General features: G+C 68.5%; 16 protein-coding genes. 6 read left to right on the top strand and 10 right to left on the bottom strand.

The window, feature by feature from the left end; translation table 11 throughout:
• Positions 1–78 precede the first annotated feature (78 nt).
• Positions 79–660, top strand: a complete 582-nt coding sequence (locus ACWDMM_RS05070; RefSeq protein WP_195079451.1) for a hemerythrin domain-containing protein — start codon at positions 79–81, stop codon at positions 658–660.
• Between the two features lie 186 nt (positions 661–846).
• Positions 847–1593, top strand: a complete 747-nt coding sequence (locus tag ACWDMM_RS05065) for a DUF6882 domain-containing protein (protein ID WP_195079222.1) — start codon at positions 847–849, stop codon at positions 1591–1593.
• 37 nt (positions 1594–1630) lie between these two features.
• Here the strand turns inward: ACWDMM_RS05065 and ACWDMM_RS05060 are convergent, their stop codons facing one another.
• Complete coding sequence (locus tag ACWDMM_RS05060) at positions 1631–2815, bottom strand: hypothetical protein (RefSeq protein ID WP_449936066.1); 1185 nt, start codon at positions 2813–2815, stop codon at positions 1631–1633.
• Positions 2816–3217: 402 nt separating this feature from the next.
• Between ACWDMM_RS05060 and ACWDMM_RS05055 the strand changes: the two genes are divergently transcribed.
• Both ACWDMM_RS05055 and ACWDMM_RS05050 read left to right on the top strand, forming a co-directional pair.
• On the top strand, positions 3218–3802 hold the full coding sequence (locus tag ACWDMM_RS05055; protein WP_357103056.1) for a hypothetical protein: 585 nt from the start codon (positions 3218–3220) through the stop codon (positions 3800–3802).
• Positions 3803–3939: 137 nt separating this feature from the next.
• Positions 3940–5895: an FAD-dependent oxidoreductase gene (locus ACWDMM_RS05050; RefSeq protein WP_195079225.1), complete on the top strand. Its 1956-nt coding sequence runs from the start codon at positions 3940–3942 to the stop codon at positions 5893–5895.
• 16 nt (positions 5896–5911) lie between these two features.
• Here the strand turns inward: ACWDMM_RS05050 and ACWDMM_RS05045 are convergent, their stop codons facing one another.
• From ACWDMM_RS05045 to ACWDMM_RS05015, 7 genes are all read right to left on the bottom strand, one after another.
• Entirely contained in the window at positions 5912–6286 is a 375-nt protein-coding gene (locus tag ACWDMM_RS05045; protein WP_195045546.1) for a DUF742 domain-containing protein, read from the bottom strand.
• Complete coding sequence (locus tag ACWDMM_RS05040) at positions 6283–6699, bottom strand: roadblock/LC7 domain-containing protein (protein ID WP_067799109.1); 417 nt, start codon at positions 6697–6699, stop codon at positions 6283–6285. Before ACWDMM_RS05040 ends, ACWDMM_RS05045 begins: the two co-directional genes overlap by 4 nt.
• Before the next feature lie 30 nt (positions 6700–6729).
• Positions 6730–9153 carry a sensor histidine kinase gene (locus ACWDMM_RS05035; protein WP_323124069.1) on the bottom strand — a complete coding sequence of 808 codons (2424 nt, stop codon included), beginning with the start codon at positions 9151–9153 and terminating at the stop codon, positions 6730–6732.
• Positions 9154–9826: 673 nt separating this feature from the next.
• Positions 9827–11632 carry a 3-deoxy-7-phosphoheptulonate synthase gene (locus ACWDMM_RS05030; RefSeq protein WP_449936062.1) on the bottom strand — a complete coding sequence of 602 codons (1806 nt, stop codon included), beginning with the start codon at positions 11630–11632 and terminating at the stop codon, positions 9827–9829.
• Between the two features lie 45 nt (positions 11633–11677).
• The gene (locus tag ACWDMM_RS05025) at positions 11678–13147 is read right to left on the bottom strand and encodes an NAD(P)/FAD-dependent oxidoreductase (RefSeq protein WP_195079227.1); all 1470 of its coding nucleotides are present in this window, start codon (positions 13145–13147) and stop codon (positions 11678–11680) included.
• Positions 13148–14064: 917 nt separating this feature from the next.
• Positions 14065–14547 (bottom strand): nuclear transport factor 2 family protein, encoded by a 483-nt coding sequence (locus ACWDMM_RS05020; RefSeq protein ID WP_323124068.1) that lies wholly within the window; start codon positions 14545–14547, stop codon positions 14065–14067.
• Between the two features lie 121 nt (positions 14548–14668).
• Positions 14669–15325: a TetR/AcrR family transcriptional regulator gene (locus ACWDMM_RS05015; protein ID WP_195079229.1), complete on the bottom strand. Its 657-nt coding sequence runs from the start codon at positions 15323–15325 to the stop codon at positions 14669–14671.
• A 184-nt stretch (positions 15326–15509) separates the two neighbouring features.
• Here ACWDMM_RS05015 and ACWDMM_RS05010 point away from each other — a divergent pair, with 184 nt between their 5' ends.
• Entirely contained in the window at positions 15510–16007 is a 498-nt protein-coding gene (locus tag ACWDMM_RS05010) for a GyrI-like domain-containing protein (protein WP_449936059.1), read from the top strand.
• Between the two features lie 275 nt (positions 16008–16282).
• Here the strand turns inward: ACWDMM_RS05010 and ACWDMM_RS05005 are convergent, their stop codons facing one another.
• Entirely contained in the window at positions 16283–16786 is a 504-nt protein-coding gene (locus ACWDMM_RS05005) for an SPW repeat protein (RefSeq protein ID WP_195079231.1), read from the bottom strand.
• A 129-nt stretch (positions 16787–16915) separates the two neighbouring features.
• Between ACWDMM_RS05005 and ACWDMM_RS05000 the strand changes: the two genes are divergently transcribed.
• A complete protein-coding gene (locus ACWDMM_RS05000) occupies positions 16916–17362 on the top strand; it encodes a MarR family transcriptional regulator (protein WP_195079232.1) in 447 nt (148 codons plus the stop codon).
• 296 nt (positions 17363–17658) lie between these two features.
• Here ACWDMM_RS05000 and ACWDMM_RS04995 read toward each other — a convergent pair whose 3' ends face one another.
• Entirely contained in the window at positions 17659–18267 is a 609-nt protein-coding gene (locus tag ACWDMM_RS04995; RefSeq protein ID WP_357103037.1) for a TetR/AcrR family transcriptional regulator, read from the bottom strand.
• Positions 18268–18280 lie beyond the last annotated feature (13 nt).

Raw genomic sequence — 18280 nt, 5'->3', positions numbered from 1 at the left:
GAGATGCCAGCTGCCCCCGGAGGGGCGGTCCGCCTCGGCGTTCAGTGCTGACCTGAAGTGCGATCTCAGGGAGGAATCGTGGACATTACCCAGCTGATTCTGGACGACCACCAGGAACAACGGCGGCTGTTCGCGATCCTGGAGCAGATCGATCGCGCGGACACCGGCGCGCTTTCCGCGATCTGGCACCGGCTCGCGGCCTTCCTCGAGCTGCACGCGCAGGCGGAGGAGGAGATCTTCTACCCCGCCCTGCTGCAAGTGGGTATCGCGGCCCGGCGCGCGGGCGGGGTGGAGAACGAGACACTCGACGCCATCCACGACCACAACGAGATCAGGGACGCGATCGCCGAGGTAGCCCGTCATCAGGTCGGCGCCGACGCCTGGTACGCGGCCGTCGCGGCGGCGAACGCGGCCAACAGCGATCACATGGCCGAGGAAGAACGCGAGGGCCTCACCGACTTCCGCCGCCTTGCCGGGCTGCCGCGTCGCCATCAGCTGGCCGTCGCTTTCGCCGCTTACGAGGCGCGCAACTTCGCCGGCGTCCAGCCCGTCGACAAGGATCCGGTCAGCTATGTCCACGCGGCAGAGGAGGGAGCAGAGAAGAAAGCGCGGCCCGCTGCGAACGGATCGCTGGGTGTCGGCACCCTGAGAAGGAACTGACCGGCAGGCCGTACCCCCACCGCTCCCGCGACATTCGCGTGGATCGCATGCCTTCGTTCGGTGGGATGAACCGAGTGGGCCGAGGGCCGCACGGCTGCGCGGCGGGCGGCGGCGTCGCCGCGCTCCGGATGTTCGGAAACCCGAGCGGAAGCGGAGAAGTGACCGCGCGTTGACTACGCTGTCGCGGTGTCCCAAACCGTGCCACTGACGAGACTTCTCGATGACGCGGGCTTGCTGTCGCTCGAACACCGGCTCCACGTCGAGCAGGTGCTCGGCGCCCACGTGTTGGAGGCCGACCTGGAAGGACGTCGGCTCGAATTCCTCGGCGAGGAGCGCTCCTTCGTGTGTACCGACGTCCACCTGCTCGGCACGGCGGACGACGACGCGTGGCTGTGGGGGTGGGTCAATCCTTGGGGCTACCCGCGGTCGCTGCTGCGTGCCGCGGAGACGGTGCGCGAGTTCGGCTCCCGCTACCGTGTCGCCGAATTGTGTTCGGCCGAGCTGCCCGTGGTGCTCGGCGCGGCGGCGCCGGAGCCCTATCAGGTGGCCTCGTTGATGGCGGACGCCGCGAAGATCGTCTGTGGGCGGTGGAACTCCTACTGTGGTGTCATCGATGGCGCGTGCGTCGCGTTCCTCATCGACCACCCCGCCTTCGAGTTGCCGGCGCCCACTCCCTCCGGCCTCGCTCGCGTGCTGGCCCACGGTTTCGGCGCGCTGCCGCTGACGGATCACCGGCGTGCCGTGTACAGCTATCTGACCCGGCGGGGGCTGGACACGGAATTCCTCGACGACTATCGGGTGCTGGAGTTCGGCGGCGAGGGGCTCGCGGGGGAGGTCGAGTTCGACGCTGAGGGCCGGATCGCGAATCTCGATATCCGGATCGTCGTGGACCGGGTCGGCGCACATCTCGCCTCCGAGACGCAGTCGGCGTGATCCGCTCGACCGCCGCACCCACGCGCGGCGGCGCTGGTCAGCTGGGCGGGAACTGGTGCTGGAACCAGCCGAGGATCTCGGGGACGGCAACCCGGGCCGTTCCGGCGTGGTCCAGATCGCCCAAGTCGCGCAGTGTCGCGTTGCCACCGAGAGCTCGCAGGCAGTGCTCGGCATTCGGATACGGCACGGCGCGGTCGCTGCGGGAAGCGTAGAGATGGACGGGTATGCGCGGTGTCCAGTCGCAGGTGCCGTCGCTCTCGGCGATCGCCGCCGCGGCGGCGCCGGTCGGCTCGGCGGCCGATCGGAGGAACCGGGGGGTCAGCAGTTGCCCTGGAGTGGGGGCCAGCGAGGTCACGATGGTGATCTCGCTGTGGAAGCCGTCGAACAGGTCGTCCACCTTGTCGGCGTAGGCCTGTTGGAAGGCCTCGGCCGGATCGTCGTAGAGGTGGTGGATCCGGTTCATCGCGGTGATCCAGTAGGAGAGGAACAACACCGCCGCGCCCGGTAGGACCCGCCCGTCGAGCGCGGCGGGCGCCTGGACGTGCTGGAGGTCGTAGGGTCCGCTGATCGGGGCCAGGGCGGCGACCCCGAAGCCGGGGAGGGTCCCGGCGGCCAGTGCCTTGCCGAGCGCCATCGCCGCGTGGCCGCCCTGGGAGAACCCGGTCACGAGCACCTCCGGGTCGAGTTCTCGCCGCTGCTGGGCCGCGAGGGAGCCGGCCGCCCGCAACAGGTCGGCCGATGCGCTGACCTCCGAGGGGGCATGGGTGTAGGGATGCGTGCCCGGACCGGTCCCCAGGCCCAGATAGTCGGGTGCGGTCGCCGCGTAACCCGCGGCGGCGAAGGCGACCGTGCGCAGCCGATCGGGAAGATCGCGGGTATCGACCGATGGCGCGTCGCTCTTGAGCGTCATGGTCCCGTGCTCATAGCTGACCACCCGCAGTCGCCGGGAGTCGGTACGCGGCAGCGCCACCAGCCCGCTGGCGGTGGTCGGCTCGCCGTGCGGGGTGATCGTCCGGTACTCCAGACGAAAGGCGTCGACGCCGTTGCGGACCGGAGTGGAGATTCCGCCGTTCGTCAACAGCGCCGCGGTCTGCTCGGGCGTCAGACTCAGCAGGGGCGTGGCCGAAACGATCTCGCCGCGAGCGGGTGGCGGTTCGTGCTCGGTGTTCCCGCATCCGGCGGCTGCGAACACGACCACCACAGCGACCAGCAATCGCCTCATACGGTCCATCCGTGGTCCTCTCGACGATCATCGGCTCCGCTCCATCATCGCGCGTGCGCGGACCGGAGCGGTGCGCGCCGGGCCCCGACGGTCGCCTCGGGGCCGCGGAGGGCTCGGACTTCGCGGGCCGCGGAACCCCGCTTCTCCTGTCCTGTGCCTGGTTGTAGCTGATCTGTCGACGAACAGTTGGATCAGGCATTAAGTGAACGACTGTTTTCAATATGAAGAGACTATCTACCAGTTCAAAGCAGCGATATGTTATGAATCATTACTGTCGACCGTGGTGGTTCGAGGCGATTGCTACCCGGACGGCACTGGGTTGTCGACGCCAACCGGCCGACGCTGTCCGGCGGCGTCGACATCCCCACGGCTGCCGATCGAGGCACAACCCGAGGAGTGGGCATGAGCACGCCGACGGCGAGCGCGACTACCGAGATCTACTTCCGCGCGGCGGCCGCGACACTGGTCGAGGCCGCGACGGTGCTGGCGGACTTCGGATGCTCGCCGGTCGATGTGTCGGGAATTCTGGAGCGCTTGCGCCGAGTGGAGCACGCGCTCGGCGTGGTCATCGGCAACTTGACCACCGCGCTGGAGTCCGGGCCCGCGAGCGCCGACCGCGCGCAGTTGTCCGAACTGGGTCGTGCGCTCGGAAGCGTCGTCGAGCGAACGCGGGCGGCCGCCGCGCTCGCGGACGCCTATCTGCTCACCGCGGTGCCGGACGAGGTGCTCGAAGTCGTGGTGACGATAGGTCGCTGCGCGCATCTCACCGCGGCGGCGCTGGGCGCCTGTGACCAGCCGCTGCTGGGGTCGTATCGCGCCGAGTTGCTGCGTCTCGCGGTGCACGCGGAGCGAACCTTCACCCGGTGGTCGCTGGCGCGGCCGAGGGCGGGCGCGGATCCGGTGGCGGAACTCGGCAAGGCGCTCGTGTCGGTCGTGCACGCCTTCCTCGCGGTCGGATACGCCGCCGCGAGCGTCATCAGGGCGTGAGCGCGAACCGTGCCCGTTATGTGTGCAGGGATTCTCCTGGGTTGAACCGGAATCACCAGGACAGATGGGCCTTTAGTTAGTGGTTGTTCATGTCGTGTGATAGAACTCACTGGCGTAAACGAAGGGGACTGTTCGACATGGAACCAACAGCCAAGCAACGCGCGGCGATGAACCTCATCTGCGACACGTTCAACCCCGGCGACGGGTTGACGCTGCCGTCGGCAAGCGCGCTCGGCGCCGTGGACACCGTCTTCCAGCTACTGGGGCGGAATCCGCGCGAGGCGGAGAAGAAGCAGCTGGCCACGTTGCTCAACCTATGGGATTCCCGGCTGACCGGGCTGCTCACCGGCAGCGGTCCGCGGCGCTTCTCCCGCCTGTCGCAGGAGCAGCGGGAACGGGCGTTGCTGCGGCTCGCCGATTCGCGCTTCGAATCGGTGCGGGTGATCTTCCAGGCGCTCAAGCAAGCGTCGCTGCTGTCCTACAACATCACTCCGGGCCCGGCGGGTGTCAATCCGCTGTGGAAGGAGATCGGTTACCCGGCTCCGGCCGGCCCGCTGACCACGGCGCCCGCGCCCGCGTTGACACCGCTGCGCTGCACCGAGCCGACCGAATTCGACTGTGATGTGGTGATCGTCGGTTCCGGCGCCGGAGGCGGTGTGGCAGCCGCGGTGCTGGCCGAAGCGGGCCTCGATGTGGTGGTGCTGGAACGCGGGAACTATTACGACGACCGCGATTTCGGCACCGGCGAACTCGGCGGGTTGCAGCACCTGTACGCGCCGGGGCCGCCGGGATCGAGCGAAGGCCAGATCACCCTCGTCGCGGGCACCTGCCTCGGCGGCGGAACGGTCGTCAACTGGAGCACGTCTTTGCCGACCCCGCAGGACGTCCGGGCGGAGTGGGCCGCGCTGGGCGCCGCCCAGTTCGCCGAAGCCGAATTCGACGACGCGCTCGACGTGGTGCAGCGGCGGCTCGGCGTCACCGATCGGCGGTCGGTGCTGTCGGCTCGCGACGGCGTTCTGGAACGCGGCGCCCGCGCGCTCGGCTGGGAGGTGGACACGTTGCCGCGCAACGTGACCGATGCCTGTGACGCCGGTGTGGAGTGCGGCCGGTGTGGCTACGGCTGCCGGCTCGGCGCCAAACAGTCGGTGACCAAGACCTGGCTCGCCGATGCGGCCGATCGGGGCGCACGGCTGGTCGTGGACGCCGATGTGCGGCGGATCGCGGTGCGCAACGGTCGAGCGCAGGGGGTTTCGGCGGTCACCTCCGACGGGGTGGCGATCGAGGTGCGCGCCCGTGCGGTGGTGGCGGCGGCCGGAGCGATCCAGACTCCGGCGTTGCTGCGGCGCTCCGGATTGCGCAACCAGAACATCGGCCGCCACCTGCGCCTGCACCCGGCGGCGGCGGTCTTCGGGGTGTTCGAGGAAGAGATCCGGCCGTGGGAAGGCGGCTTGCAGACCCGGATCTGCCGCGAGCACAGCGACTTGGACGGCAACGGTTACGGCGTGATCTACGAAACCGGTCCGATCCATCCCGGCCTCGCCACCGGGTTCATGAGCTGGCGCGGCGCCGAGAAGCATCGGACCACCATGCTCGATTTCGCGCATTCGAACGCGATCGGCATCATCACCCGCGACCGCGATTCGGGCACGGTGGCCGTCGACCGCGATGGTGAGCCGATCGTGAATTACCGGTTGTCGGACTACGACGCCGCCCATTTGCACACCGGGTTCGAGGGGGCGGCGAGCATTCTGGAAGCAGCGGGCGCGCGGCGCATCTTCTCCGGGCACCAAGCGGGCGTCTCCTACGAACCGGGCCGCCGGGGTTCACACGCCGATTTCGCCGTCGCGTGCCGGGCCGCGGGGTACGGGCCGGGGCATTGCTCCCTGGGCGCACTGCACATCATGGGCTCGGCGCGGATGGGCGGCTCACCGGAAACCTCGGCCACCAACCCGGACGGCGCCACCTGGGAGGTGGCGAACATCGTCGTCGCCGACGCCTCCAGCTTCCCCACCGCGTCGGGCGTGAACCCGATGGTCTCGATCGAGGCGATCGCCTACATGAACGCCAAAAGGCTTGCCGCCCAGTTGGGCTGAGGATCGGTCGGCGCGGTCAGAGCGCGCGGATGCCGTCGAGCACCGCGCGCAGGAGGCCGAGGTCGGACTCCGACCCGGCCGTTGGCTGCGCCGACCGGTAGATCAGCCTGCCGTCGTCGAGCAGGTCGCCGATGAGGACCTTCGTCATGGTCAGCGGCAGGTTCAGGCGCGCGGAGACCTCCGCCACCGACTGCGGGGTGCGACACAACTGCACGATCGCGGCGTATTCCGGTTCGGTACGCCGCAGTGCGGTGCCAGGCGCGCCGTCGACCACCAGGGTGACCAGATTCAGTTCCCGGCGCACGGCACGACCCCGGCCGCGGGTGATGGCGAAGAGCCGGACCATCGGACCGGCGTCTTCCTCATACCAGGGATCGTGCTGATAACTCATGGCCGTGTCGAAGCGGGGGGATGCGGACGCGTGTCGACCGACAGGTGTGTCCCGACTCGCTGCACCGTCTGGTTCATTTCGTAAGCCACCATACCCATATCGGCGGTCTCGGACGCCAGCAGCGCCAAGCAAGCGTTGGCGCCCGCCGTGGTGACGAACAGTACCGCGCGGTCGAGTTCCACCACGGTCTGGCAGACGCCACCGGCGTCGAAATGGTGGCCCACACTGCGGGAAAGACTGTGCAGTGCCGATGCCATCGCGGAGAATCGCTCGGCGTCGGCCTTGTCCAGCTGGGCCGAGTGGCCGATCAGCAGGCCGTCGGAGGACAGCAGTACCGCGGACTGCGCTCCGGCCAGCCCGGTGACCAGCTCGTCGAGTAGCCAACCGATACCGGTTCCCTGGGAAGTAGTCATGGTCGCCTTCTGCAGATGGGGAGTTGCGGACTAGTCGAAGTCGGGACGCTTCCGGCGTCCCTGGCGGGTGCCGTTCTCGATGGCACTCATCAGATTGCGTGCTTCATCGGCGGTCCGCTGTCGGATCGGGGCTGGCGTCGCCGTCTGCGGCTGTTGCTCCGGCTCCTGCGGAGATTGGCGGCGGCGGCGTGGCAGCGGCGGCCGGGCGTCGGCCGGACCGGGTTGCGCGGTGGCGCCGGCGTCGAAGCGACTATTGCCGGTGTCGAAGCTGCTGTTGCCGGCGTCGAAGCGCCCACCGTTGGTGTCGAAGCGGCCGTGGCCGGTTTCGACGCGTCCACTGCCGGTGTCGAAATTGCCGCCGTCGGTGTCGAAGCTGCCGTCGTCGCCGTGCGGTGCCGGGGCTGGTACCTGCTGATCGGAGGCCGAGGTGAACCATGCCGATCGGCCCGGCACCGCCGCAGGCCGAGGCGCGGCGCCCGGCGCCGGTGTGCGCACGGGCTCGACGGGCTCGGCGTCGTTCTGCAGGCGCGGTGACGTATCCGATTGCAGAAGTGCGCTCGGAATGAGCACCACCGCACGGACGCCGCCGTAGACCGATTCGCCCAAGCGCACCGAAATGCCATGTCGGTGCGCCAGTTTCGCGACGACGAACAGCCCGAGCCTGGTGTCGCTGGACAAGGTCACCACACTGAAATCCGGTGGATTGGACAACAGCTCGTTACGCGCGGCGAAATCGGCCTCCGACATGCCGAGACCCTGGTCGATGATCTCGACCGCCACACCGCGCCCGACCACGACGCCGGACACCTCGACCCGCGCCTGCGGCGGAGAGAAGGAGGTCGCGTTGTCCATCAGCTCGGCCATCAGGTGGATCAAGTCGGCGACGGCGTTGCTCGACACCTGGAGTTCCGGAAGCCGGCCGGTCTGGATCCTGGCGTAGTCGAGACTTTCGGCGACGGCGGCGCGGACCAGATCGACCAGCGGAACGGGCTTGCGCCAGCGTCTACCCGGCTTCTCGCCGCCGAGAATGATGAGGTTCTCGGCGTTGCGCCTCGCCCGCGTCGCCAGGTGGTCGAGCTGGAACAACAGCTCGAGCTGGTCGGCGTCCTCCTCTTTGCGTTCGGCTTGATCGAGCAGCGCCAGCTGGCGGTGCACCACGACCTGGCTGCGATGGGCGATGTTGAGGAACACCGCGTTGACGCCGGCTCGGGTCTTCGCTTCCGCGACCGCGGCGGACACGGCCGCGACGTGGGCACGGTTGAAGGCGTCGGCCACCTGGCCCAGTTCGTCGGTGCCGTAATCGAGCCGGGCCAACTCGGCTCCGGAGCCGACGCTCTCACCTCGGCCCAGCCTGCTCATGAGATCGGGCAGCTGCTGGTCCGCCAGTTCCAGGGTGTCGCGCCGCAACCGCCGCATTCGTCCGATGAAGCGATTGGCCATGATCAATGCCGCGAGGAAGGCGATGGTCGAGACCAGCAGCACGCCCGCGCCGCCGAGCATGGACTGCCGCGCGGTCTGGTCACCTCGCTCGCGAGCGATCTGGTGGGCGGCGCGGCTCTGATCGTCCCAGACCTTCAGCAGGGCGGAGGAGACCTGCCCGGAAGCCTCCTGCCACGCCGCGACGCTGAGGGGCAACGGGGTGGTCCTGGAGGTCGACCGGCCGCTCTGGGTCCGACCGGTGCCGGTGGACTCGTCGGAGTCGGAGCCCGCTTCCACCGGTCCGTGCACCAGCACCGCGTCTTGCATCGCGATCAGCTTCTGGTAGGCCGGTCCGGCGGTGATCTCCTGGAGCTGGGCGAGACGCTTGTCCTTCAACACCCGGCCGGCGTAGGCGACCTCGCTGCGGAATTCACCCACCAGCCGCGCGAACTCGGTCAGTTGCGCGGGCGTGTTCTCGCCGACGGTGAGCGCCACCGTGCCCAAGGTGTCGGCCATCGACAAGGCTTCGGCGGCGCGCAGAGCCTCGACGCCGTAGTTCAGCTCCATGGCGATGTCGGCTTCCGGCGCCACCCGGGCGGCGAGCGTCGAGGCGGCGACGATCGTGCCGATGACCCCGCTGAAGATTTCGACCACCTCGTTCGGCGCGGCCTGCCGGGTGTCGACCCCGGCGCGCACCGTCGGAACCATCGCGAACAGCTTGTTGTAGGCCTCGATATCGGAGGCCGACCCGTCGGGATTCAGTTTGCGGGCGGCATCGCCTTTCGCCATCACCGCCGCGAGCCCCGCGTCCGAATGCTGGCGCGCGGTGGCCAGCGCTCGGGTGGCGTCGGTGTCACCGGCCAGGGACAACAACGACAGGCGGCGTTCCTCCTGGAACGCCTGGACCATTTGGATGGCGGGCGCCGTCGTGCTGCTGGCCAACTCCGCCCATTCTTTGGCCGCTCGGGCGGATTGCACCAGATAACCCGCGGCGCCGACGCCGATGACGAGTAGCGTGACGCTCGATATGAGCACGATCGCCAGCAGTCGTACTCGGACACCGACTCGACCACGGACATCGCGCCGGCTCGACCGAACCACTCCCATAGCGGATTCGCGAAGCTGAGACCACTTGCTCACGGCTGAAAATGCCTACCTCTGACACGGCCCCGCCCGAACCCAGGCGGCACCTCACCTGTACCCGTTCCGAAGAATAACGAAAGTGTAGCGGTTCGATCGCGAATCGCACGGATTCGCGACTTGTGTTAAGTGAACCGAAATTATTACGTGGCAGTATCGTGCGGGCCGGAGCGCCATCGCGACCGAGCGCGGTCGACAACCGCCGAGTTCGCGCGGGTCTGATGCTACTCGGCGGTATCACTGCGCGAACTGCTGTTACGGGAATCAGAGCGAACCTCTATCGCTAACTTACCGACAGTTCTGGTCATTAAAACAATGCCCTCGATACAGCGACTGCCGCCCGTGTGCCCTGTGGCCGGACGGCTCCTGTCATCCGAACCGACACCGAGAAGGGCTGCGAACGCCGCTCGGAACCGGGCGATGATATAGCGCCGATTCGCTTTCCGGTTTCCCGCTGCTGGCAATCACGCCGGTGCGAACGCTGCCGGGGAATTCACCATGTGGCCGCACCGATGATGGGTGATTCCCCTGGTAGTGGCTTCTACCGGAGCGTGGGAACGGGAAACCGTCAGCGCGGCGACCATTCGGCCCGCAGTTCGAGCGCGGCGACGACGCAGAGAAGCGTTTCCACGGGATCGAGACCCGGCTCGCCACGCCGTCGGCGTTGCGCGGCAGGCTGCTCCGCCCCGTGCGCGTCCGGCGCGTCGAGGACGGCATCGGGACCGCATCGAAGATGCAGACCGCCGGGAACGGTGCCGCTCGCCCGGCAGGCGTGGAAGAACGCGCCGATCGCGCCGACGACATCCTCGGAACGAAATGTGCTGCGCTCGCGCGTAATTCGAGGGTACGGCATCGGATCGCACACCCAGCAGATCGGCGTTTCACACGCCGCCGCGGCGGCGAACAAGGCCGCAAGCGCGTCACGGGTGCGGGCGAGGCCCAGTTGCGGTACGAGCGTGAGCCGGCCCGGCTGTCTCCGCGGATTCAACGTGCGACACAGATACTCGATATCCGCGGGGGTGGTGGTAGGGCCGAGGGTTACCGCGACGGGGTTGCCTGCACGGCCTGCGACACGCATCCGGCCGCGCGCGGAAGGTCCAGCGCGATCGCCGAGCCACAAGAGGTGCGCCGAACGATCCCACCATCGTCCGTCGGGTTCTCGGCCGGCCTGCTGCGCTCCGGGCGAGACGGACGGCTCGCGCGAGACGCGCGGCCGGGGCAGCCAAGTGTGCAGTTCGCCTGCGCCCGGCGGTGCGATCGCCGCGACGGGCAACAGTCCGCTCACCGCGCGCAGCAGGTCACGCCGCACCGGAGCGGGAGACCGGTCGGCGGCACGGCGCAGGAGGTGCACGCACAGCGTGAGCGGCAGCCGGTCGGCGGGCCATCCGTCGAGCGCCGCGGCGGCGCGCGGGTCGCCGTGCCGCTTGGCCGCTCGCTCGATGGTGATCGTCGTAGCGCCCAGCCCATGCGTCATGACGGCGGCGGCGGCATACATCAGCGCCCTGCGCGCGGCGAGCTTCGTGATCTCGCTGCCACCGGACAGGTCGTCCCGGCCATCGAGGTGCAGCACGAATCCTTCTCCTCGTGCTGCCCTCGCGAGATCTGCCGTCAGCGCGTCGCATTCGCTCGGGTGGGGGAGTTCGGCCCCGTGCCGTGGCCGTCGCGTGCGGATGGGGAGTGCCGTGGATTTCGCGCCCGGCTGTTCGCTGTCGGAGGATTCCCGCGCAGCGAACAGTCGGTTCGCCACCGCGAACGACCCCGGCCGCGCGGAGAGGGGTTCGTCGGCCCACGGCGGATCGGCACCGGCCGTGGCGTCGTAGTCGGGCGGGATGACGTCGGGGTTGAACGATTCCCGGATGTAGCACAGTGGCCGATCGCCGAGCGTCATGACGTACGCCCGTGCCGCGCAGAGGCGACCGTCCGGCCATCTCGTCACGCCCGTCCGCAGCAGATGCCGCCGCTGGGAAACGCCACGGGCGATGAGGCCGGTCCCGATCGGCACCCGCACGTCGTCCATGCCGGAAGCGGCCGCGCCCGCGCGCACCGCGACGACGTAGTTGACGGACACGGTGACCAGATCGGCGCTGACCAGGCAGGATCTGCGGACGAGGACCCGATCGGAATCGGCGACGCCGAGAGCGTCGGTGACGGTGTTCGGCAGCCGACCGGCCGAGATGTCGTCCTGGCGCAATACGCGCACGTGCAGATCGGTGCGCAGGATCGCCGCCAGCGCGGGCGTGGTGAATCCGTCACTCGCCAGCAGCATCCTGGTCAGCGGGTGGCCGAACCGCCCGATCTCGTCGTGCTTGCGGAAGCCCGAACCACCGGGCGGGCAATCACCCGGTGGTTCGGTGCCGGTGTGCGTGATCGTCACGACCGGCTCCGTGTGGTGCCTGTCATGAGAATTCCGTGCCGGCCGCTACGGGGTGGTGGCCGCCGTCGGTGGGAGAACGGGCCGAGCCACGGCGGCGATCTCCGCTTCGGTGCGCGGCCGATCGGTCAGGCCGAGCACCGGATCGGTCGTGATGCGCAGCTCGCCGGTGGTCGTATCCGCCAGCGGATCACGCCAGTGATCCCAGACGACCGACATGTCCAGATGGCCCATGTATTCGAGATTCGCCGACTCCGCGTGCAGGTGTTCGGCGGCGGAGATGATGGTCGCGGTCGCGGTGCGCTGTTGCGCGCCAGAGGATTCGTCCATGTCGGTCAAGCCCGCCATGATCTCGGTGAACTGCGCCTGCTTGGTGTCGCCGCTGTGCCCGGTCGTCAGAGTGCCCGCGTGCGCGAAGTACTCCTCCGAGCCCACGTACTGTTCGTACATCCGCGACACCAGCACCAGGAATCGGGTGTAGGCCCGGCGATAGGCGTGCTCGTAGAAGCCGAGCGCGTCGGACTCGCTCAGTTCGCCGCGCAGGATCGTCGCGATCGCCGCCGCGGCGACCAGGGCGGAGTACGTCGCGAGATGCACGCCGCTGGACAGCAGCGGGTCGAGGAAGCAGGCCGCGTCGCCGACGACGACCCAGCCCGGACCGCTGAACCGGTCGGAAGTGTAGGAGTAGTCCTGCTCCGCCTTGACCTCCGCGACCTGCCGCGCACCGACGAGCAGCTCGCTCATCGCGGCGCTGTCGGCGATGGTCTGCGCGTAGTACGCCTCGCGGCCCAGTTCGCGAAGTTTCCCGGCGGCCTTGCGCGCCGAGACGACATAGCCGACGCTGTGGCGGCCGTTCGACAGCGGAATGTTCCAGAACCAGCCGCCCTCGGGCGTGGACACCACATTGATCGCGCCCTCCGGGCTGTCCGGATGTAGGTGTGCGCCCTCCCAATACGACCACACCGCGACGTTGCGGAAGGCCGGATGCTGCTGACGTTCGATGACCTGGTGTTTGGCCAGCACGCCCGCGCGGCCGGATGCGTCGACGAGGAAGTCGAACTCGGTGGTGTCGACCCGGTCGTCACCGGCGACGGTCCATTCCACGGCCGTCGGCCGGTCGCCATCGAACAGGACGTTGGTGACCGTGGCCCGCTCGATCACCTGCGCACCCTGCTCGGCTGCGTTGCGCAGCAGCAGGTCGTCGAACACGTCGCGCTGGACCTGCCAGGACCAGGCTTCGGCGTCCACGAGCTTGGACCAGTCCAGCAACCAGTTGTCGTCCTGCCACTGGAAGTGGCCGCCTCGTTTGATCTGGAACCCGTGCGCGGCCACCGCGTCGTAGGCGCCGGAGACGCGCAGGGTCGACAGCACCGATGCCAGCAGACTTTCGCCGATGTGGTAGCGCGGGAACTTATCTCGTTCCAGGAGGGTCACCCTGACCCCCGATTTCGCGAGCAGCGCAGCGGTGGTCGACCCGGCTGGGCCGCCACCGATGACCAGAACATGCGGATTGTCCATAGCGAACTCCCTGGAACTGCCGACAACGGAACGTGCGCCCGCCTCAGTGCGGAAGAACTCCGTGCGGGCCGCGGTCTTCGACGCGTACGAAGTAAGGTTGCCACTGATTAGCCATGCTAACGGTGCGCCATTCGATTGTAGCAATTGATAGCGAATCCTCAATAGTGACAAGCTATTTAGCAACCAACGAACTACTCGACCGCGGATTACTGAAGGATTGCCAAAATGCCCGCACGTGACCTTGCCGCCGGAGGGCCGTCACCGGGCGTCAACTGCGACACCGAAGGCGGACGACAGCACGGCGTTCATGAAAACCGCTGCGGGAGAGAATATTTCGCCAGCGCCTCAAGGGCGCGGCGGGGGAATGCGGAGGTCTGGAGGTAGGCGTGATGGCATTGCCGTTCGGTCATCACCCCTCTTTCCCAACCGATTCAGGATACGGCGGACGCTGGCGTCGTACGAGCCGTTCACCCAGAGTTATCCTCCCCGCGGCCCGTTCGCCGCTTCCGCCAACTCCCGGCGACGGCGTGCGTGAGCGAAGGGCGTTGTGGCGCGGCCTTATTTGCCCACCCTCCTGACCTGCGCATCGAAGAATTTCACGGTGTCGGCGGACCTGACACCACGGTGGACGATCTCGCGGCATGCGCGGTGGTGGACGAATGAATTCCTCGGTCCGAGAGGCGTTTTCGTCGGATGGCCGCCGAGTTCGGCGGTGTACGCGGAGGCGTCATCGGGAGGTCGCAAACAGCGACAGAGTGGCGCGTGATCCCAGTTCATCCGCGGGTGCGCGCCGTGAGCGGGTGGGTTCCGGTACGGCCGGTGCGTGGGGCGCCGAGACCGGCGGTGACCGCCGCGATACCGGAGAGCGGACGGGTAGGAGCCGGGTGCGTCCGGCCCGCCCGAGAGAGGCGGGCGGGTCAGACCGGTCCGCGCCCGGCGGCGACGCGGCCCGCGACCGGCCGCACATCGCGGTGGGAGATCAGCCACTCGCCGTCGTACTTCTGATATCTGTCCTGCACCAGGCCGATGGTGGTCCAGTCCGCGGGCCGGTTCGGGTCGGCGGATTCCCTGGTGGTGGACCAATGCCACACCGTGGCGTAGGCGGTGAGCAGCGGGCCCTCCTCGGTCCACTCGATAGTGGCCTGCCCTGCGACGTGGGCGACCATGGCGCGCTGGGATTTCGGCACGCGGCTCATGTACGCCGTGAACTCGTCGCGTCCGTGGAAGCGCTGCACCGGGCCCGGCATGATCCGGTACTCGATCAGCGCGTCGGGGGTGAAGCATTCGACGAAACGTTCGCTCTCCCCGGTGTCCGCGAGGCGGAAGAAGTGGTAGAACGTCCGGTAGATCGCCCGCTCGGCTTCGATGGTCGCGAGCAGATCCTCGGGTGAGCCGGTCACGTCGGTCCTTTCCACCGGCGACGAGATATCGCGCGGCACATCGTTCTGGCGCCCGCTGGGCGCGGTCGGTTCTGTCGGATCGGCAGCGGTGACGGATGTCGCGCCGAAGCGGAAAGGGTGCTTATTCGTCCTCCGGCACGCCATAGGCGCGCAGGAAGGTGTCCACCGCGGCCGTGGCGACCGCGCGCATCTCGGCGGGGGCGACCTTGCGGGTGCCCAATCGCGAACGGCCCTCCATCGGGCCGGTGATCAGCACCAGGAACTGTTCCGCGGCGGTGGCCGGATCGTCCGCGCGCAAGCGGCCCGACAGCGACAGGCGCGCGAGCCGATCGGCCAACGCCTCGGCCAACCGGTCGGACGTGCGGCTGACGACGATGTCGATCAGATCGGGGAATTGGGCGACCTGGCCGTAGGTCAGCCGGCGCAGCGACCGGGATCGTTCGGCGCAGCAGACCCGGATCAGCCGGTAGGCCAGGTCTTTCAGCGCGGCGCGCAAGTCGGGCCCTGGATCGCGCAATCGTTGCACCACCGCGAGGTTCTCGGCCAGCACCGCGTCGCTCGCGGCCGCCAGCGCGTGCCGAAACAACGTTTCCTTGTCGTTGAGGTGGTTGTAGATGGTCGGCTTGGCGACGCACGCCTCCTCGGCGATCTCCTGCACGCACGCCTGCGCGTAGCCGCGGCGTGCGAAGACGGCGAATGCCGCGTCGAGGATGGCCTGTCGTTTGTCGATCCGCCCGCGCGAAGCCGGCCGGCCCGCATTCGATGTCACCGCTGGCACGCTCGCAGTGTAACGCACAGACGGTGCCAACTTTACTGACTGGTTCAGATTTATGAACCTGTCTTAGTCGTACCGGTCCGGATACTGATTTGAACTGGTCAGTACAATAGGCGGCGGACCGATGAATTCGGGGCGGCGACGGCGTCGTTGGTGATGGAGTATCCCGACCTGATGAAGGAGAGTCATGACCGACGCCGCGGCCGATCCCGAGTTCGTCGATGTGCCCGAGGTGACCACGGCGGTGGTCCGCGATCGTGTCGCGCCCGCGCGATTGCGTGACTTCTTCGATCGGTCGTTCCGGATCCTGCCGGAGATCGTCGCCGGTCAGGGCGCGAAGATCGAAGGGCCGGCGTTCTGCGTGTATCGGGAAGAGTCCGAAGCCGCGCTGGATCTGGAAGTGGGGTTCGCGGTCGATCGGGGCCTGCGCGCGGAGCGTGACGTCCGCGCCGGTCGTCTGCCCGCGGGCCGGGTGGCCAGGGTCGTGCACGCCGGTGGATTCGACGGCTTGGCCGCCGCCTGGGAGAACTTACGATCCTGGATCGATCAGCAGGGCCTCGCCGTGGGGCCGCTGCGGTGGGAGGTCTACCTGACCAGGCCCGCTCCGGACCTGGACCCCGCGGAACTGCGCACCGAGCTGAACTGGGCGGTGGAGGCGCCCTACGTATCGGGGTCTTCGTCTTGACCGCTTCCGGGGCCTGGGCCCGCCAGCTTCCCGGAATTCTGGGATCGGCCTTCCGCGGTGTCCTTATCTGTCGCGCCGGGAGTTTCGTGCGAGTCGTCGTCGGCGGTGTCGTGAGGCTGGTTCATGTGTGCGTCTCCTCGCGTCAGGTAGGCGCTCACCGCATCGACGGTGTCTCGGTCGATGCGGTAGTCCTGCGGGGCGGCTCGAACGTCGGCTGAGGGGCGGGCGTCGGTATGCGCCCGCCGCGAGCAGGGGTTGTCGGTGCCGTATTCGGTTCAGCGCGTAGTTGTTTCCGGCGGGAGCCCGGACGGTCGCTGGGTTCGCGGCGCGCCCGCATGGGATGCCTGGCCGGCGTGGCGTGCGGTCCGGCTCATCCCGAGCAACATCGACCCCAGGCCGAGCAGCACGGCGAGTGCGCCTGTGACGACGTTGTTCCAGATCGTCGACCTGGTGTCGACGTTCCCGCTGACGATCCACGGGGCGAGGATCGTCCACAGGCCGATCAGCGGTGCGGCCCAGACGATGCCGTGCGTCCGTCCGTAGACCGAGGCGAACCCGAGCGCCAGCATCGCCAGAGCGATACCGCAGACGAGATTGTTGACGGTCAAGGTCGAAAACCCGTTGAACCCGACGACCCACGGGGAGATCGCGAGATACAACCCGGTCAGAAACAGCAGTCCGGTGACCGCCTGGGCGTCCGGCGCTTCGGAGGCGCGCTCGTACTTCTCCCGCAACTCCACGATGTCGGGATGCCGGCTCATCATGGTTTCACTACTCATGTTCTCCACCACTCCTCGGACATAGTGGCGAATCGAAGCTCTCTCGAGCTCGGGCGGCCGGCTATCGGTCCGCAGCGCGGCCGTCGCATCGCCGCTCACTCATATATCATGCCGTGATAATATCACTCCATGATTGAAGGGGCGACGTCCTCGACTGCCCACCTCAGCGACCAGGAGTACTCCAAGCTGCTGGCGTTCCGGACCGGGCTGCGCCAACTGCTGCGGTGGAGTGAGCGCCGGGCGGCGGAAGTGGGCCTCACCGACTTGCAGCACCAACTGCTGCTGGCGATCCGGGGACATGCCGACCCGGACGGGCCCAGCATCGGGGAGATCGCCGGATACCTGTCCGCGCGCCATCACAGCGTGGTGCAACTGATCGACCGCACCGAGCAGCTGGGCCTGGTCATCCGGAGGCGAGGAGGGGGCAAGGATCGCCGCGTGGTCCGGCTGGCGCTGACCGAGGCGGGCAGGCAAACCCTCGCCCTGCTCGGTGCCGCGCATCTGGAAGAACTGCGGCGCCTGACTCCGCTGATCGGCGCGCTAGGTGACCCCGCGCTGGTGCCGCAGGCCGGGTAGGACTTCCTGGAGTCGGTGGCCGCGCCGACCCGCTGGAACAAGTCACCGGTTGGCCGGACACGTCGCCCCCCTGCCTGCGTCGCGCCGTGGCTCGACGGGGCGTCCGGCTGGGCGGAGCGCTGTGGTCTCCTGCCCAGCCTCGAGGTGATCCGTGAGCTCCCCGCATGGGGCACTACGCCGACGACCCCGCCGTGACACGCGCCGAGGGGCATCGGACGAGCTACCGGCGTCGCCGAGAACCTGCCGGACCGCGGCCCGTCGCGGACATGACGCACGTCGGGCCGAGGCGGGGGCTGCTACAGACCCAGTAGGGTCTCCGCGACCTTCCCCATGGCGTCGCGATACTCCGCGAGGCCGGATTCGTCGGCGGTCCGGCGCGCGAGGATGCCCGCGGTGAGGGTGTAGCCGATCGTTTCCGCGATCACCCGGGGCGTCGTCACCGAGGTGACGCGGCCGGCGTCGAGTTGACGCTGGAGGTAGCGGGTGAAGCGGCGGATCGGCCGTTCGGTGATCTCCTCGGCCAGGGCCGCCACCTTCGGGTCGACTGCCCCGCGCTCGTCGATCAGGCGCAGCAGAGGTCCAGCCGCGGCGACCGCGGCGGCGAACGACTCGATGGTGGCGCGCAGCATCGTTCGCGGATCGCCGTCCTCTATGCCCGGCTCCTGCGCGGCGAGGAAGTCGTCGCGCACCCGCTCGGCCAGGGCGAGGAAGATCTCCTCCTTGGAGGCGAAGTAGACGTACATCGTCGCGCGGGAGACGCCCGCCTCGGCGGTGATGGCGGCGACCGTGGTGTTGTCGTAGCCGCGCTCGGCGAACACGCGGGCGGCGGCGTCGAGCAGCGCGCGGTGCCGGGAGGTGTGCGAACGCTCGCGCGCGGCGCGCACCGACCAGGTGGACTGGGTCACGCCGGATATGGTC

The organism is Nocardia sp. NPDC003726 (assembly GCF_053586955.1).
This window is presented reverse-complemented; position numbering and strand designations above follow the sequence as displayed.

Bases quoted from the DNA above. Each gene is read 5' to 3' on its own strand.
- ACWDMM_RS05060 (WP_449936066.1), bottom strand. From the start codon at position 2,815: ATGAGGCGATTGCTGGTCGCTGTGGTGGTCGTGTTCGCAGCCGCCGGA.
- ACWDMM_RS05055 (WP_357103056.1), top strand. From the start codon at position 3,218: ATGAGCACGCCGACGGCGAGCGCGACTACCGAGATCTACTTCCGCGCG.
- ACWDMM_RS05050 (WP_195079225.1), top strand. From the start codon at position 3,940: ATGGAACCAACAGCCAAGCAACGCGCGGCGATGAACCTCATCTGCGAC.
- ACWDMM_RS05045 (WP_195045546.1), bottom strand. From the start codon at position 6,286: ATGAGTTATCAGCACGATCCCTGGTATGAGGAAGACGCCGGTCCGATG.
- ACWDMM_RS05040 (WP_067799109.1), bottom strand. From the start codon at position 6,699: ATGACTACTTCCCAGGGAACCGGTATCGGTTGGCTACTCGACGAGCTG.
- ACWDMM_RS05025 (WP_195079227.1), bottom strand. From the start codon at position 13,147: ATGGACAATCCGCATGTTCTGGTCATCGGTGGCGGCCCAGCCGGGTCG.
- ACWDMM_RS05010 (WP_449936059.1), top strand. From the start codon at position 15,510: ATGACCGACGCCGCGGCCGATCCCGAGTTCGTCGATGTGCCCGAGGTG.
- ACWDMM_RS05005 (WP_195079231.1), bottom strand. From the start codon at position 16,786: ATGAGTAGTGAAACCATGATGAGCCGGCATCCCGACATCGTGGAGTTG.
- ACWDMM_RS05000 (WP_195079232.1), top strand. From the start codon at position 16,916: ATGATTGAAGGGGCGACGTCCTCGACTGCCCACCTCAGCGACCAGGAG.